This window comes from Xylophilus sp. (genome assembly GCA_009914555.1).
In the GTDB taxonomy this organism is placed as follows: Bacteria; Pseudomonadota; Gammaproteobacteria; order Burkholderiales; family Burkholderiaceae_C; genus WNDY01.
Genome location: WNDY01000030.1, coordinates 26863 through 43321 on the forward strand (window position 1 = coordinate 26863; position 16459 = coordinate 43321).

Below are 16459 nucleotides of genomic sequence, written 5' to 3' on the forward strand. Positions count from 1 at the left end.
CATGGCCTACCACGTCCACCTGCTCGACCCCGCGGCGCACTTCGAGGCCGCCCCCGGCGAGACCCTGATCGACGCGGCGGAGCGCGCCGGCCTGCGCCTGCCGCACGACTGCCGCTTCGGCACCTGCGGCACCTGTCGCGTGCGGCTGGCTTCGGGCCACGTCGAATACGGCGAAGACGGCCTCCCACCCGGCCTGACCCCGGAGGAGGCCGCGGCCGGCTTCGCGCTGGCCTGCCAGGCGCGCCCGTGCAGCGATGTGGCGCTGCTGCCCGAGCGCCGGCTCGCGCCCTGCTCGCCGCCGGCGCGCTACCGCGCGACCGTCGCTGCCGTCACGCGGTGGGACTGCGGCGTCACCCACCTGCGGCTCGACCTGCCGCCCGAGGCCGAAGACCTGGTGTTCCGCCCCGGCCAGTACGTCAACCTGTTCCTGGAAGACGGCACGCCCCGCAGCTTCTCGATGGCCTCGGCGCCGGCCGGCCGGTCGCTGGACTTCCACCTGCGCCGTATCCCCGGCGGCCGCTTCACCCACCACCGCGTGGACGCGCTGCGCCCCGGGGACGTGCTGGAAGCCGAGCTGCCGCTCGGCACCTTCTGCTACCACTCCGAGGACTACCGGCCGCTGATGCTCGTGGCCACCGGCACCGGGTTGGCGCCGCTGAAGAGCATCGCCGAATCGCTGATGGACGCCGACGACTGCCCGCCCGTGGCCCTGTACTGGGGCATGCGCACCGAAGCCGATCTCTACCTGCATGCCGAGGTCGCATCCTGGGCCGGGCGCTTCGAGGACTTCCGCTACGAGCCGGTGCTGTCGCGTGCGGACGGGCAGTGGAGCGGGCGCCGCGGCCACGTGCAGCAGGCCGTGGCCGAGGACTTCCCCGACCTCTCCGAGCATGCGATCTACCTGTGCGGCTCTCCCGACATGGTACGGCAGGCCCGGCAGGAGTTCCTGGCGCGGGGCGCCAGCATCGACCACATCTACAGCGACAGCTTCACGTTCCAGGCGGATCGGCCGTAAGAGCTTCTCAACGAACCTATAAAAGTATTCGATATACCGAATAAATCCGCATGAATGCCGCTTTTGGCAGGGAGTGTGGCGGATTGCAATTCTGCACGCCTCATAGGAATTTTCAGAAAGGGTAAATGCTAGGTGCTCGAGGCTCGATGATGAATACAGTATACCGGTCGTTTTACCCTCGACCCTTTGGAAAACACTCATGGACCCCACCGTTGCCACCATCAGTGCCGCGCACTGGACCTATCTCGTCGGCGTTGCCGCCATCGTGATCACGATGATCTTCCGGGCCAACGTCGTGGTCCCCTCCATCGTGGCCACCTTCTGCGTGACCCTGGCTTGGTCGCACAGTCCGGCAACGGCGCTCGGAAGCATCTTCACCGCCAGCTTCGTCGCGGCCAAGGAACTGTTCAACATCTTCCTCGTGATCGCGCTCATGACGGCGCTGCTCAACGCGCTGAAGGAACTGCGCTCGGATATCCGGATGGTCGAGCCCTTCCGCGCCGTGATGAAGAACGGCCACGTGGCCTACTTCGTTCTGGCCGGGATCACTTACTTCATCTCGCTGTTCTTCTGGCCCACGCCGGCCGTGCCGCTGGTCTCGGCCGTGCTGCTGCCCGCGGCCATCGCCGCCGGCCTGCCGCCGCTGGCCGGCGCGGTCGCCATCGCCATCGCCGGCCAGGGCATGGCGCTGTCCTCTGACTACGTGATCGGCGTGGCGCCCGGCATTAGCGCCAAGGCCGCCGGCGCAGCCGTGAACGCGGCGGTAGTGGCGGATCGGGCGCTAGTGCTGTCGCTCATCGTCGGCGGCGTGGCGCTGATGCTGGGTTACTTCGCGCTGCGCCGGCACATCCGTCCGCCGAGCAACGGCCTGCTGACCGCTTGGCAGACGCGCACGGTGGCCAGCGAAGCCGCGCTGGAAGACGTAGGCACCTTCGACAAGGCCGAGCTGGCGCGCGGCACCGACCGCCGCGCGCCGATCCTGAGCGACGCGCAGCTCGACAGCGAACTGTCTGCCGCGTCGCGCCGGCAGATCGGCTGGTCGCGGCTCTTCGCAGTGCTGACCCCGCTGGCTTTCGCCGCCGTGATCATGACGATGGTGGCGCCCAAGATCGTCACCACACTGCCGCCACGCTGGTGGGCGGCATGGCCGCGCTGCTGATGATCCTCGCCTCGCTGGCCGCCGAAGGCCCGCGCCGCATGCTCGACGTCAGCGCCGACCACATCACCAGCGGCTTCGTCTTCGCCTTCAAGGCGATGAAATCGGTGCTGCCGATCGCAGGCTTCTTCTTCATCGGCGCCGGCGAGACCGCTGGCGCCATCCTCAACATCGCGCAGGGCGCGACCCCGCCGCACCTGCTGTTCGAGCTGATCCAGGGCGCCGAGCACCTGATTCCCAACAGCCACTTCTTCGTGGCCTTCGGCATCCTGCTCGTGGGCATGGTGACCGGCATCGACGGCTCGGGCTTCGCGGGCCTGCCGCTGACTGGCTCGCTGTCGGGCGCGCTCGCGCCCACGGCCGGCATGGACCCGGCCACGCTGGCCGCCATCGGCCAGATGGGCGCCGTGTGGACCGGCGGCGGCACGCTGGTGGCCTGGTCGTCGCTGATCGCGGTGGCCGGCTTCGCCCGGGTGCCCGTGCTCTCGGCCGTGCGCGCGCTGCTGGTGCCCGTGGTCAGCGGGCTCGTGGTGGCGACGGTCTGCGCCATCTTCCTCTGGAGGTGACAGCGTGGACCTGTTGACCAGTGCGGCACAGTCGCCGTCCCTCCACGGGGCCGAGGGCGCCGAATGCATGGTGGCCACGGGCCATCCGCTCGCCTCGGACGCCGCGCTGTGCGTGCTGCGCGCCGGCGGCAGCGCGGTGGACGCGGCGATCGCCGCCGACGCCGTGCTCGGCGTGGTCGAGCCGATGACCACCGGCGTGGGCGGCGACATGCTGGCCATGGTCGTCCCGCCCTGCGCGGCGCCCGTGGCCTACAACGGCACCGGCCGCGCGCCGGCGGGGCTGGATGCGCCGCGGGTCGAGGCGCTGCCGCAGGCGCGCCTCCCCGAGCGCCATCCCCTGTCGGTCACCGTGCCCGGCGCCGTGCGCGGCTGGCACGACCTGCATGCCCGGTTCGGCCGGCTGCCCTGGGCCGGCCTGTTCGCGCCTGCGATCGCCGCAGCGCGTGACGGCTTCGCGGTGGCGCCGGTCTGCGCCCGGGAATGGGGGCTGTTCGCCGGCGTGCTGCTGCGCGACGCCGCCGTCAGCGCGCTCTACCGGGCGCCGGCGCCGCCTTCGGCCGGCGATCGCTTCGCCAACCCCGGGCTGGCGCGCACCCTGGAGGCGATCGCAGCAGAAGGCCCCAACGCCTTCTACCTCGGCGAGCCGGCCCGCGCTGCCGCCGCCCACGTGCAGGCGCTGGGCGGCGTGCTGGCCGCGGAAGACTTCGCCGCGCACACCGGCCACTTTTGCGCGCCGGCGTCCACGCAATTCCGCGGGCTCACGGTGCTCGAATGCCCGCCCAACACCCACGGCGTGGCCGTGCTGCGGGCGCTCGACGCGCTCGCCGGGCAGGCGCTCGATCCGCAGGATCCGCAGACCACGGTGCGCGCCGTGCAGGCGATGGGCGAGGCTCTGCAGTGGGCGAAGCGGACCGTGGCCGACCCGGCCGGCAACACGGTCTGCACCGCCGTGGTCGACCGCGACGGGCTGGCCGTCACGCTGATGACGAGCGTGTTCAAGCGCTTCGGCTCTGGCATCGCGGCGCCGGGCTGCGGCTTCGTGCTGCAAAACCGCGGCTTCGGCTTCTCCGAGCCCGGCCACATCAACGGCCCCGCGCCCGGCAAGCGCCCCTACCACACGGTGGTGCCGGGCGCCGCGCTGCGCGACGGGCGCTTCCATGCCGGCTTCGGCGTGGTCGGCGGCGCCATGCAGCCGCAGGGGCAGTTACAGCTTCTGCTGCGCGTGGCCGCCTGGGGCGAGCCGCTCCAGGCCGCGCTCGACGCGCCGCGCTGGCGGCTGGAGTCCGACACGGCGCTGGCGATCGAGGCCGGCATGCCCGCGGACGTGGCCCAGGCGCTGCGCGATGCCGGCTACGTGGAGCCGGCGGGCCTGGGCGAACTGGGCGGGCGCAGCGACTTCGGTGGCGCGCAATGGGTCATGCGCACCGCCGACGGCCGCTTGGCGGGCGCCTCCGACAAGCGCAAGGACGGCTTCGCGGCCGGCTGGTGAGCGCACGCCGCACATCCGGAGGAGACGACCGTTTTGCCGCTAGCCACCCACTTTCTCTTCGATGCGAGCCTCGGCCGCTATGCCTGCATGGGCCTGCTGATCGCCGTAGGCTCTTTCCTCCAGGGGGTGGGCGGGCTGGGTTTCGCCATGTTCTCCGCGCCGGTCGCCGGCCTCTTCTTTCCCGAACTCGCGCCGGGCCCGCTGCTGGTGCTGGGAGGCGCGCTGTCGGGGCTGTCGGCGCTGCGCGAGCGCCACGCCATCCAGTGGCCGGTCGTGGGCAGCGCGATGGCCGGCCGTGTCGCCGGCACGCTGGGCGCCGCCTGTGCCATCGCCGTGCTGTCGCCCCGCTTCCTGGCCATCGCCTTCGCGCTGATGATCCTGCTTGGCGTCGCGCTGAGCCTGGCCGGCCGCAGCTTCCTGCCGAGCCTGCGCAACATCGCCCTGGCGGGCGCTGCCTCCGGGCTGATGGGGACCATCACCTCGTCCGGCGCGCCGCCGTTCGCGCTGGTCATGCAGGCCATGCCACCGGCGCAGATCCGCGCCTCGCTCGGCTGCATCTTCGGCATCGGGGCGGTCGTGTCGCTCGCCTTGCTGACGGCGGTGGGCCATTTCACGTTGCCCGGGCTCGCGCTCGGCGCATCGCTCGCACCGTTCATGGTCGCGGGCTTCCTGCTGTCCAACCGGCTGACCCGGCTGATCGACCCCCGCCGGACGCGGCTCATCCTGCTCTGGCTCGCGGCTTGCGGCGCGCTGGCGATCCTGGCGCGTTCGGCCTACCCGTGAACCCGGGCGAGACCCGCCCGCTCCCTGCTTCGGAAAGACCATGATCACCCTCTACGGCATCACCCGCTCACGCGCGGTCCGTCCCCTCTGGACGGCAGAAGAACTCGGCATCCCCTACGAACTGGTCGAACGGCACCATGCAGGCCCGGAGATCAAGCGCCCCGACTACCTCGCGCTCAATCCCAACGGCAAGGTTCCCACGCTGGTCGATGGCGATCTGGTGCTGTTCGAGTCCCTCGCCATCGACCTGTACCTGGCGAAGAACCACGGCGGCGGCGCCCTGTGGGCGCACGACGCGCAGGAGGAAGCCCTGATCTTCCAGTGGACCCTCTGGGCCGCCACGGAGGCCGAACCGCCGGCGCGGCAGTGGTTCCGCCACACATCCTTCCTGCCGCCGGAGCAGCGCGATCCCGCCCAGGTGCAGGCCGCGCTCGACGAACTGCGCTCGCGCTTCGCGGTGCTGGAGATGACGCTGGACGGGCGTACCTACCTCCTGGGGGAGCGCTTCACCGTGGCCGACCTGAACGTGGCAGCCGTTTTGCAAAGGCTCGCGCTGATGGGGGGCACGGACTATCCGCGGGCGCTGGCATGGCACCGGCGGTGCATGGCGCGCCCTGCGGCAATGCGGGCGTTCGGCGGCTAGGGGCCTGCATTCATCCAGGTGAAGCCCGCCGCGGCTCCGCATCCCCGTCACGGCCGCGCGATGGGGGAGAAGGCCGGGGGCCATGCTCAGGAGGCGCCCGCGCTCAGGCGCGTGAGCACGGCGTCGCGCTCATGCAGGCGCTCGAGCGTCTGCTGCCGCTCGATCAGGTCCGCGGCTTGGCGCGCCAGCAGGTCCAGGTAGCGCAGTTCGCGCTCGCCGGGCCGGTGGCGGCCGTGCCAGTGCGTCGAGAACATGCCGATCGGACGGCCGCGCCGGGTCACCAGCGGGGTGGATTGGGCCGACCGCAGGCCGGCCCGGAAATGGATGTTGTTGGAATCGTGCGGGCCCGGGGTCTGCGGGTTGTCGAAGTCGAGGAAGACCCGGACGCCCCGGGACAGTGCGACGCCGCAGGGCGTGCCCGACCCCGCCGGCACGCGCAGGAAGTGCCCGACCACGGACTCCAGGTTGCGGTGCGCCAGCATGACAAGGTCGCCCGTCGCCTCGTCGAGGATCTGCACCGTGCCCGCGTCGGCCTGCATCAGCGCGATGGCCGTGTCGAGGATATCGAGGTAGAGCGACTGCATCTCGCTCTCGCCGTCGGGGCGCGCGCTCACACGGTGCAGCAGCATCGTGTCGCGCAGGTCGGCCGCCAGCGCCGCCCCGCTGGCCGCCAGCGCGGCCGTGCGATGTGCCACGCGCTTCTCCAGCTCCTCGTCATGGTCTGCAGCGCGCGCTCCGCGCGCTTGCGCTCGGTGACGTCGAGGAATGCGCTCACGGCGCCGACGAGGTGCCCGTCGGCATCGTGCAGGGGCCGGATGTTGACGAGGATGTCCCGCGTCTTCCCATCGGCCTGGACGATGACCAGTTCCTGGTCGACGACGGACTGGCCGCTGGCCAGCACGGTGACCATCGGCGCTTCCTCCGCCACGAGCGCATGGCCGTCGGGCCACCGCACCCGGGGGCCGCCGCGCAGGGCCCAGGCGCGGTCGTCGCGGCCGGGCTCGGCGCCCCACAGCTCGATGACGCGCCGGTTGACGATCTCGAAGCGGCCGTCCCGGTCGCAGGCATAGACGGCCACCGGCATCAGGGCCAGCAGCTCGCGCACCTGCCGCTCGCCGTGGCGCCGCACGCGCGCGAGTTCGAGCTGCGCGCCGATGCGCGCGACCAGCTCGCGCGAGGCGAACGGCTTGGCGACGTAGTCATCGGCGCCCGCCAGCAGCCCGTCGATGGCGGCCTGTTCGTGCGCGCGCGCGGTGACCAGCACCACGGGCGTGGCCTTGAGCTCGTCGTCCTCGCGCAGGCGCCGCAGCAGGCCGAAGCCGTCGAGGCCCGGCATCATCACGTCGGTCAGGACCAGGTCCGGCCGTTGGCTGCGCGCCAGCGCCAGCGCTTCCTCGCCTTCGTGCGCCACGACGACGTCCCAGTAGAGCCCCAGCACGCGGGCCAGGTAGTCGCGCATGTCGGCGTTGTCGTCGACCACCAGCACGCGCGCATGCGGCACGCGCGCCGGCATCTCGGGCCGGGCCGGGCCCAGCACGCTTTCCATGACGCCAGCCGCCGCCACCGCGCCGGCCTGCGGTGCGGCCCAGCGGTCGGCCTCCCGCGCGAGCTGCAGCGCGACGTTGCGCGCCGGGCGCTGCCGCTGCTGGCGGTCGGCGCTGAACGCCACCGTCCGGTTCAGCCAGACGGTGAACGTGCTGCCCCGCCCGGGCCGGCTGCGCACGCGCACCCGGCCGCGGTGCAGCTGCACCATGCCATGGACCATGGCCAGGCCGATGCCCACGCCTTCGTCCGTGCGCGAGCGCATGCCGCGCACCCGATGGAAGCGCATGAACACGTTGTCGAGCTCGTCCTCCGGAATGCCCACGCCGGTGTCGGCGACGGTGAGCTGCACATGCTGGCCCAGTTCGGCAAGCCCCACGGTCACGCTGCCCTCGAAGGTGTGCTTCAGGGCGTTGGCCAGCAGGTTGGAGACGATCTGCTCCCACATCTGCCGGTCGACCGGCACCGGGGCCGACAGCGGCGGGCAGTCCACGTGCAGGGCCACGCCGAGGCGCTCCGCAGCGCTGCGGAACAGGCCTGCGACGTCGCGCGTCAGCGCCGCCAGGTCCACCATCTCGAACTGGGCGCGCAGCCGGCCGGCCTCGATCTGCGAGAAGTCGAGCAGCGTGTCCACCAGGTTCAGCAGCCGCTTGGCGTTGCGCGCCGCGACTTCCAGTTCGCACCGCAGCGCGACGCTCGCCGCAGCGTGCATCTGCACGTCCTCCAGGGGTGCGAGGATCAGTGTGAGCGGCGTGCGGAACTCGTGGCTGACGTTGGAGAAGAATTCCGTCTTCGTCCTGTCCAGCTCCGCCAGCCGGTGCAGGCGCTCGCGCGCCGACTCGCGCAGGCGCGCATCGGTCAGGCTGGCGCCGAGCTGCTGCGCCAGCTGCCCCACGAAGTCCTGGTAGGACCGGTCGAAGCCGATGCGCGGGCTCAGCCCCGCCACCAGCACGGCGCCCAGCGCCTCGCCCTCCACGCGCACCGGCAGCAGCATGGCGCTCGTCGGCGGCTCGGGCCAGGGGCCGGCATGGAAGGCCGGCAGCCGCGCGGGCAGGTCGTCCACCCGCAGGGGCTCGCCCTGGCGCGCCACGCGCCCGAGTGGCCAGGCCGCGGGCAAGACCTGCAGATCGACTGTGTAGGGCGCGAACGCCGACCCGGCGGCGACGCCGGAGGCGGCGGCCAGCGTCGCGCGCTGGCGCAGGTCGTCGATGCGGTACAGCAGCACGAACGGCAGGTCGCGCGACTGCTCGGCCAGCAGCTGCTCGGCACGGCGGCAGACCTCGGTGACCGTCTCGGCCCCGGCCACGGCCGAGGTGAGCGCGCGCAGGGCCACGAGGCGCCGCTCGGCCAGCACGCGCGGGGTGGTTTCCGTGGCGATCGTCATCACGCCGCGCACCGCCCCGCTGTCGTCGGCGAGCGGGCTGCACGACAGGGTGACGTAGGCTTCTTCCGTGTAGCCGTGCCGCCTGAGTTCGAGCAGGAAGTCCTCGACATAGCTGGTCTGCGACGTCTCGAGAACGCGCCGGTAGGTCGCCGCGAGCGAGGGCCAGTGCTCGCGCCAGGTGACGTGCGACGAGGTGCCGGCGGCGCCGGGGTGCTTGCTGCCCAGCACGCCGATCCAGGCATCGTTGTAGAGCTGGCTGAAGTCGGGGCCCCAGGCGATGCAGGTGCCGAAGCCGCTGCCCAGCATAGCGGCGGCCACGGCCTTGAGCGCGGCGGGCCAGTGGAGCACCTGGCCCAGCGCGCTGGATTCCCAGGCCACGGCGCGCAGGGCCTGCCTGGCGGGCCCGGGGCCGTCGAACAGGGCCCGGCGCGCCTCCTGCTCGGTGCGCGGCTGCGGGAAGCGCCCGCCGCCCATGATCCGCGAGACCGTCGGGCCGATCTCGCGCAGCGGCAGCACGAGGTCGACCGCACCGGCGAGCACGGCCGCGCGCGGCATGTCGGGGTGGTCGGCCGTTTTCTCGCTCTGCGCGATGACCGCGCCGCCCGCGTTCTTGACGGCACGGGCGCCTGCCGCGCCATCGCTTCCCATGCCGGTGAGCACGAGCGCCATGCTGCGGCTGGCGAAGCTGTCCGCCAGGGACTGGAGCAGGATGTCGAGCGTGCGCGCCCACAGCCCGTCGGCCGTCGGCTTGATCGCGCAGCTGTGGTCGGGGTGCACTTCGAGCGATGTCCGCGGCGGCATGACGTGCACGCGGCCGGCCTGCAGGGCCATGCCGTCCGACGCCCAGACAACCGGCAGGGAGATACGGCGCGCGAGGATGTCGACCAGCCCGCTTTCGCCGCCCAGGTGCTGCCCCACCACGACCGCCGCGCCGAAGCCGGGCTCGAGGTCGGCCAGCACGGCCGAGATCGCCTCGAGGCCGCCGGCGGACGCGACGATGCCCAGCACATCGAAGGGCGGCGCGGGGATGTCGGGGGTCACACTCATGGTTGCGCGCCTGCACGTCGGCCGGCGCTATCGGAAAGCGGCGCACCGCACGGGTCGGCAGAGGGCGCGGAGCGGTCCATCATAGCGCCCGCCGGCAGCGCGGCGGCGCCGGTCGGCAGGCCGTCCAAAGGAAAGGGCCCGGCGACGCCGGGCCCTTGCATCCATCGAGCGCAGCCCGGCCGCGCTGGCGCTCACACGTCGATATTCGCCGCCCGCAGCGCATTCGTCTCGATGAAGTCCCGCCGCGGCTCGACCTCATCGCCCATCAGCATCGTGAACACCCGGTCCGCCTCGATCGCGTCGTCGATCTGCACGCGCAGCAGGCGGCGCACGTCGGGGTCCATCGTCGTTTCCCAGAGCTGCTCGGGGTTCATCTCGCCCAGGCCCTTGTAGCGCTGGCGGGCGGTGGTGCGTTCGGCTTCGGACAGCAGCCAGCGCATGGCGTGGCGGAAGTCGCCGACCTTCTCCTCGCGGGCGCGCTCGCCCTCGCCACGGCGGGCGGTAGCACCGGCCGCCAGCAGGCCGTTGAAGGTCTGCGCGGCCTGGGCCAGGGCTTCGTAGTCGGCGCCGTGGACGAAGTCCTGCGTCAGCACGCTGCTCTTGATGTTGCCGTGGTGGCGGCGGCTGATGCGCAGCACCGGCTTGTCGGTGCGGCTGTCGAATTCGCTGGAGACTTCGGCCGGCGTGCCGTTGCTGGCCAGTTCGCGCAGGCGGGCCTGCAGGGCGATGGCGCTCTGCTCGGCGGCTTCGACGGTGTCGAGGTCCAGCGTGACGCCGTCGGCAATGGCGCGCAGGGCCTCGGCGTCCATGAAGGCGCCCAGGCGGGCGATGACGGCTTCGGCCACCTGGTGCTTGCGGGCCAGGTCTTCCAGCGCCTCGCCCTCGATGGCGCGCGGCGCGTCGCCGCCGGTGGTGACGACCGCATCGCGCAGGGCCACGCGCAGCAAAAAGCCGTCGAGCGCCGGGGCGTCCTTCAGGTACAGCTCTTCCTTGCCGTTCTTGACCTTGTAGAGCGGCGGCTGGGCGATATAGATGTGGCCGCGCTCGACCAGCTCGGGCATCTGGCGGTAGAAGAAGGTGAGCAGCAGCGTGCGGATGTGGGCGCCGTCCACGTCCGCGTCGGTCATGATGATGATGCGGTGGTAGCGCAGCTTGGCGACGTCGAAGTCGTCCGATCCGCTCTTGCCGTCGGGCGTGCTGCCGGCCTTGCCGATGCCGGTGCCTAAAGCGGTGATGAGCGTGAGGATTTCGTTGGAGGTCAGCAGCTTCTCGTAGCGCGCCTTTTCCACGTTCAGGATCTTGCCGCGCAGCGGCAGGATGGCCTGGAACTTCCGGTCGCGGCCCTGCTTGGCGGAGCCGCCGGCGGAGTCGCCCTCGACGATGTAGATCTCGCAGAGGCTCGGATCCTTCTCCTGGCAGTCGGCCAGCTTGCCCGGCAGGCCCATGCCGTCGAGCACGCCCTTCCTGCGCGTCATCTCGCGGGCCTTGCGGGCGGCTTCACGGGCGCGGGCGGCTTCGACGATCTTGCCGCAGATGATCTTGGCGTCGTTGGGCTTTTCTTGCAGGTAATCGGTGAGCAGGCGGCCGACGATGTCCTCGACCGGCGCGCGCACTTCGCTGGAGACGAGCTTGTCCTTGGTCTGGCTGGAGAACTTGGGCTCGGGCACCTTCACCGAGAGCACGCAGGTCAGGCCTTCGCGCATGTCGTCGCCGGTGACCTCGACCTTGGCCTTCTTGGCCAGGTCGTTCTCCTCGATGTACTTGTTGATGACGCGGGTCATCGCGGCGCGCAGGCCGGTCAGATGGGTGCCACCGTCGCGCTGCGGGATGTTGTTGGTGAAGCAGAGCACCTGCTCGGTGAAGCCGCTGTTCCACTGCATCGACACCTCGACGCCGATGTGCGTGCCGGGGATGCCGCCGTAGGTCTCGGCGGGCTTCTCGCCGGCCGCGTAGAACGGCGTGGGGTGCAGGATGGTCTTGCCCTTGTTGATGAACTCGACGAAGCCCTGCACGCCGCCAGCGCCGGAGAAGTCGTCTTCCTTGCCCGAGCGTTCGTCCTTCAGGCGGATGCGCACGCCGTTGTTGAGAAAGCTCAGCTCGCGCAGGCGCTTGCTGAGGATCTCGTAGTGGAAGTCGTTGTTCTCCTTGAAGATCTCGACGTCCGGCAGGAAGTGCACCTCGGTGCCGCGCTTCTCGGTCTCGCCGGTGACCTTCATCGGCGAGACCTCGACGCCGTCGACCGTCTCCACGATGCGGTTCTGCACCGCGCCGCGGCTGAATTCGAGCGTGTGCACCTTGCCCTCGCGCCGCACCGTCAGCCGCAGGAACTTGCTGAGCGCGTTCACGCAGCTCACGCCCACGCCGTGCAGACCGCCCGAGACCTTGTAGCTGTTCTGGTTGAACTTGCCGCCGGCGTGCAGCTCGGTCAGCGCAATCTCGGCGGCTGAGCGCTTGGGCTCATGCTTGTCGTCCCACTTGACGCCCGTGGGAATGCCGCGGCCGTTGTCGACCACGCTGATGGAGTTGTCCGTGTGGATGGTGACGACAATGTCGTCGCAGTGGCCGGCCAGGGCCTCGTCAATGGAGTTGTCGACCACCTCGAACACCAGATGGTGCAGGCCGGTGCCATCGGAAGTGTCGCCGATGTACATGCCCGGGCGCTTGCGCACCGCTTCGAGCCCTTCGAGGATGGTGATCGAGCTTTCGCCGTAGTCGCCGCCGACGGGCGGGGTGATCTCGATCGGCACCGCTTTCTCGATCTCCGCCTCGTAGACGGGCTCGGTGTGCGGGGGGGTCGGTATCGGGTCGGTCATATCAGCAATCTTTCATCGCGCCGCGCGGGCTGGCGGCGCAGAAAAAACAGCGCGGGTCGTCGCAGGCCAGCGCCATCACGGGGCCGGCCGGCCCCGCGGACGGATCCATCCAGGCAGATCGGCCAATCAAATGCGCATCGGCATGACGACGTACTTGAAGGCGGCGTCGTCCGGATTGGTGATCAGCGCGGAGCTGTTGGAGTCGGCGAGCTCGACGGTGACCAGGTCCTGGTCCATGTTGCCGAGCACGTCGATCAGGTAGGTGACGTTGAAGCCGATCTCCACCGTGTCGCCGCCGTAGTCGATGTCGAGCTCGTCGACCGCCTCTTCCTGCTCGGCGTTGTTGGAGGCCACGCGCAGCGTGCCGGGCTCGACGTTGATGCGCACGCCCTTGAACTTGTCGCTGGTCAGGATCGCCGCGCGCTGCAGGCTCGCGAGCAGCGGCTGGCGGCCGAGCGTGACGCTGTTCTTGTGGCCCTTGGGGATCACGCGGTTGTAGTCCGGGAACTTGCCCTCGACCAGTTTGGTGACGAACTCGATGCCGGCGAAGCCGAAGCGCGCCTGGTTGTTGGCGAACTGCAGCTCGATGGCGCCTTCTGCGTCGGACAGCAGGCGCTGGAGTTCCAGCACGGTCTTGCGCGGCAGGATGACTTCCTGCTTGGGCACTTCGACGTCGAGCGTGGCCGAGGCGAAGGCCAGGCGGTGGCCGTCGGTAGCGACGAGCGAGAGCGTCTTGCCTTCGGCCACGAACAGGATGCCGTTGAGGTAGTAGCGGATGTCGTGCACCGCCATGGCGAAGCTGACCTGGCCGAGCAGGTGCTTCAAGGTCTTCTGCGGCACGCTGAAGGCCGGGCCGAAGTTGGCCGATTCCTGCACCAGCGGGAAGTCCTCGGCCGGCAGGGTCTGCAGCGTGAAGCGGCTCTTGCCGCCTTTCAGGATCAGCTTGTTCTGCGTGGATTCGAGGCTGACGGTCTGGTCGGCCGGCAGGGTGCGCAGGATGTCGATGAGCTTGCGCGCGCCGACGGTCGTGGCGAAGCTGCCGGGGTCGCCGCCGAGCTCGGCCGTGGTGCGGATCTGGATTTCGAGGTCGCTGGTGGTCAGCTGCAACGCATCGCCGGTCTTCTTGATCAGCACGTTGGCCAGGATGGGCAGGGTGTGCCGGCGCTCGACGATGCCTGTCACGGACTGCAGTACCGCCAGGACCTTGTCTTGCGTTGCCTTCAGGACGTTCATGTCAACCTCTTGTGAATGGAAGAACCCGCCTCCCAGCGGGGATCGACGGAATGGGCAAAACGCGTCATTTTCGCTGGTTTCGACGGCGGTTCCCGGGTTCCCGGTCAACCCTTGAGGGTCTGTTCCAGCACGTGCAGCTGCTGGTTCAGCTCGGTGAGCTGCTGGCGCTCGCCGGCGATCTTGCGCACCGCGTGCAGCACGGTCGTGTGGTCGCGGCCGCCGAAGAGTTCGCCGATCTCCGGCAGGCTCTTCTGCGTGAGCTCCTTGGCCAGGTACATGGCGATCTGGCGCGGGCGGGCGATGCTGGCCGGGCGCTTCTTGCTGTACATGTCGGCGACCTTGATCTTGTAGTAGTCGGCCACCGTCTTCTGGATGTTCTCCACCGAGATCTGCCGGTTCTGGATCGACAGCAGATCGCGCAGCGCCTCGCGGGCGAGTTGGATGGAGATGTCCTTCTGGTTGAAGCGGCTGTAGGCGAGGATCTTGCGCAGCGCGCCTTCGAGCTCGCGCACGTTGGACCGGACGTTCTTGGCGACGAAGAAGGCGACTTCCTCGGGCATCTCGGCCGCCTCGGCCCGCGCCTTGTTGATCAGGATGGCCACGCGCATCTCCAGCTCGGGCGGCTCGATGGCGACGGTCAGCCCGGAGTCGAAGCGCGAGACCAGGCGCTCGTGGATGTCGGCGAGGCCCTTGGGATAGGTGTCCGAAGTCATCACGATGTGCGACTTCTTGGCCAGCAGCGCCTCGAAGGCGTTGAAGAACTCTTCCTGCGTGCGGTCCTTGTTGGCGAAGAACTGCACGTCGTCGATCAGCAGCAGGTCCAGCGAATGGTAGCGCTCCTTGAACTCGTCGAAGGTCTTGCGCTGGTAGGCCTTGACCACATCCGAGACGAACTGCTCGGCATGGATGTAGAGAACCTTGGCCTCCGGCCGGTCGGCCAGCAGTTTGTTGCCCACCGCATGCACCAGGTGGGTCTTGCCCAGGCCGACGCCGCCGTAGATGAAGAGCGGGTTGTACAGGTGGCCCGGCGTGCCGGCCACATGCATGGCCGCGGCGCGCGCCATGCGGTTGGCCGTGCCCTCGACCAGCGTCTCGAAGGTGAGCGCATGGTTGAGGCGCGACTTGAAGCCCCCGCCGGCCGAGGCCGGCTCCTCGGCCGCAAGCGGGGCCTCGGGCGCGGCACTGGGCGCCACGGCCGCGAGCGGCGGAACGTACGTGCGGACGGTGGCTTCGCGCTGAGCGAGCGCTAACTCCAGGGTGACCGGCTGGCCGTAGAGCTGCTCCAGCAGCGCAGCGATGCGACCCGCGTACTGCGCGCGGATCCAGTCCATCTTGAAGCGGTTGGCCACGAAGAGCGTGACCTTGGAGAAGTCGTCCGTAACCACGGCCGCGAGGGGCCGGATCCAGGTGTTGAACTGCTGTTCGGGGAGGTCCTGCGCGAGTTGCTCGACGCAGGCTTGCCAGAGCCCCTGGCCCGCGTCGGAGCCAGTGTGTGGCGGCATGGATGCCGCGGCCGCGCGGCTCGATCCCTCTGTCATTCTGTGGTCGGTTCTGTGGATATTCGGAGCCTCAGGCGACCGACCATTGTAATTTATCAAGGCCTTATCCACAACCTTGCCCGCAGGGGGCGGGTTGCCGGGCCGGCGGCCCGCGGCAGCCGCCTTTCAACGGCATACAGGGGTATCCGGCGCAGGCGCCCTGAGACTGCCCGCCGCTGGCGCCCAGCCGTGGGGTATACCGGGTCAGCTGCCGCCGTCGGCCCAGGCGTCCTCGAAGAAGTAGTCCTTCCACGAGGCCGGACGGTTCCTGATGGCACCCACGTCGGCCAGGAAGCTCGCGAGCTTGTGCGTGTTCTGCGGCTGCAGGGTATAGCGCACGTCGGGCGAGGAGATGATTTCCTGAACGAAGTCCACCGGCAGCCTGGAGTTCTCCAGTTTCACGTAGACCTGCGCGGCGCGCGCCTTGTCGGCGTTGACGATCGCCAGGCCCTCGGCCAGCGCCTGGCGCAGCGCGGCGAAGGTCCGCGGGTTCTCCTGCTTGAAGCGCTCGGGCGCCCACAGGATGTTGAGCGTGCTCGGGCCGCCGAGGAGGTCGTACGACGTCGTGATCTTTCGGATCGCCGGGTTCTTGAGTTCCTGGAACTGGAACGGCGGGCTGGCGAAGTGCGCGTTGATCTCGGTCGCCCCCGACAGCAGCGCGGCGGCGGCGTCGCTGTGCGGCAGGCTGACGGTCCACGGGTCGAAGCGATTGGCCTGGTCCTTGCCGAACTGCTGGGCGGCGGCGATCTGCAGCAGCCGCGCATGCAGCGAGATCGTCGTGGCGGGCACGGCGATGCGGTCGCCCGGGCCGAAGTCGGCCAGCGTCTTCACCGCCGGGTTGCGCGTGAGCAGGTAGGTCGGCAGCGAGCCGAGCGCGGCGATGGCCTTCACGTTCTGCTTGCCGTGGGTGCGGTCCCAGATGGTCAGGAGCGGCGGCAGGCCGGTGGAGGCCACGTCGAGCGTGTTGGACAGGATGGCGTCGTTGATCGCGGCGCCACCCGAAAGCTGCTTCCATTCGACCTGCACGTCGGCCACGCCCTGCCGGGCGGCGTACTTCTCGATGAGCTTCTGGTCGCGCACCACGTGCAGCACGATGTCGCCCACGTCGAACTGGTAGGCGATGCGGATGCGGCCCTCGGCCTGGGCGGTGAGGACGGTGGCGGCGAGCGCGAGCGCGGCGCCAAGGCGGCGGGTGGCGGTGCGCAGGGAGAGGGGCAGCGGCATGGGAATGGCAGAGCGGAAAAAAGGGA

At 70.1% G+C, this 16459-nt stretch carries 10 protein-coding genes and 1 pseudogene; 5 read left to right on the plus strand and 6 right to left on the minus strand.

Annotated features, from left to right (window positions below):
* The first annotated feature begins 1 nt into the window (after position 1).
* The 5 genes and pseudogenes from GAK38_RS13950 (at position 2) to GAK38_RS13970 (ending at position 5652) form a co-directional block, all read left to right on the plus strand.
* Entirely contained in the window at positions 2–1015 is a 1014-nt protein-coding gene (locus GAK38_RS13950) for a 2Fe-2S iron-sulfur cluster-binding protein (RefSeq protein ID WP_325345074.1), read from the plus strand.
* A gap of 199 nt (positions 1016–1214) precedes the next feature.
* Positions 1215–2737, plus strand: a pseudogene (locus GAK38_RS13955) (hypothetical protein).
* Positions 2738–2741: 4 nt separating this feature from the next.
* Complete coding sequence (locus GAK38_RS13960) at positions 2742–4226, plus strand: gamma-glutamyltransferase family protein (protein WP_325345076.1); 1485 nt, start codon at positions 2742–2744, stop codon at positions 4224–4226.
* 33 nt (positions 4227–4259) lie between these two features.
* Entirely contained in the window at positions 4260–5009 is a 750-nt protein-coding gene (locus GAK38_RS13965) for a sulfite exporter TauE/SafE family protein (protein ID WP_325345078.1), read from the plus strand.
* A gap of 40 nt (positions 5010–5049) precedes the next feature.
* On the plus strand, positions 5050–5652 hold the full coding sequence (locus GAK38_RS13970) for a glutathione S-transferase family protein (RefSeq protein WP_325345080.1): 603 nt from the start codon (positions 5050–5052) through the stop codon (positions 5650–5652).
* An 86-nt stretch (positions 5653–5738) separates the two neighbouring features.
* Here GAK38_RS13970 and GAK38_RS13975 read toward each other — a convergent pair whose 3' ends face one another.
* From GAK38_RS13975 to GAK38_RS14000, 6 genes are all read right to left on the minus strand, one after another.
* The gene (locus GAK38_RS13975) at positions 5739–6347 is read right to left on the minus strand and encodes a GAF domain-containing protein (protein WP_325345081.1); all 609 of its coding nucleotides are present in this window, start codon (positions 6345–6347) and stop codon (positions 5739–5741) included.
* Entirely contained in the window at positions 6263–9625 is a 3363-nt protein-coding gene (locus GAK38_RS13980) for a chemotaxis protein CheB (RefSeq protein ID WP_325345082.1), read from the minus strand. Before GAK38_RS13980 ends, GAK38_RS13975 begins: the two co-directional genes overlap by 85 nt.
* A gap of 191 nt (positions 9626–9816) precedes the next feature.
* Positions 9817–12438: a DNA topoisomerase (ATP-hydrolyzing) subunit B gene (gyrB, locus tag GAK38_RS13985; RefSeq protein ID WP_325345083.1), complete on the minus strand. Its 2622-nt coding sequence runs from the start codon at positions 12436–12438 to the stop codon at positions 9817–9819.
* A 126-nt stretch (positions 12439–12564) separates the two neighbouring features.
* Entirely contained in the window at positions 12565–13671 is a 1107-nt protein-coding gene (dnaN, locus tag GAK38_RS13990; protein ID WP_325345085.1) for a DNA polymerase III subunit beta, read from the minus strand.
* 104 nt (positions 13672–13775) lie between these two features.
* Positions 13776–15173 (minus strand): chromosomal replication initiator protein DnaA, encoded by a 1398-nt coding sequence (gene dnaA / locus GAK38_RS13995; protein ID WP_443089219.1) that lies wholly within the window; start codon positions 15171–15173, stop codon positions 13776–13778.
* A 240-nt stretch (positions 15174–15413) separates the two neighbouring features.
* Positions 15414–16433: an ABC transporter substrate-binding protein gene (locus GAK38_RS14000; protein ID WP_325345088.1), complete on the minus strand. Its 1020-nt coding sequence runs from the start codon at positions 16431–16433 to the stop codon at positions 15414–15416.
* Between the last annotated feature and the right edge of the window lie 26 nt (positions 16434–16459).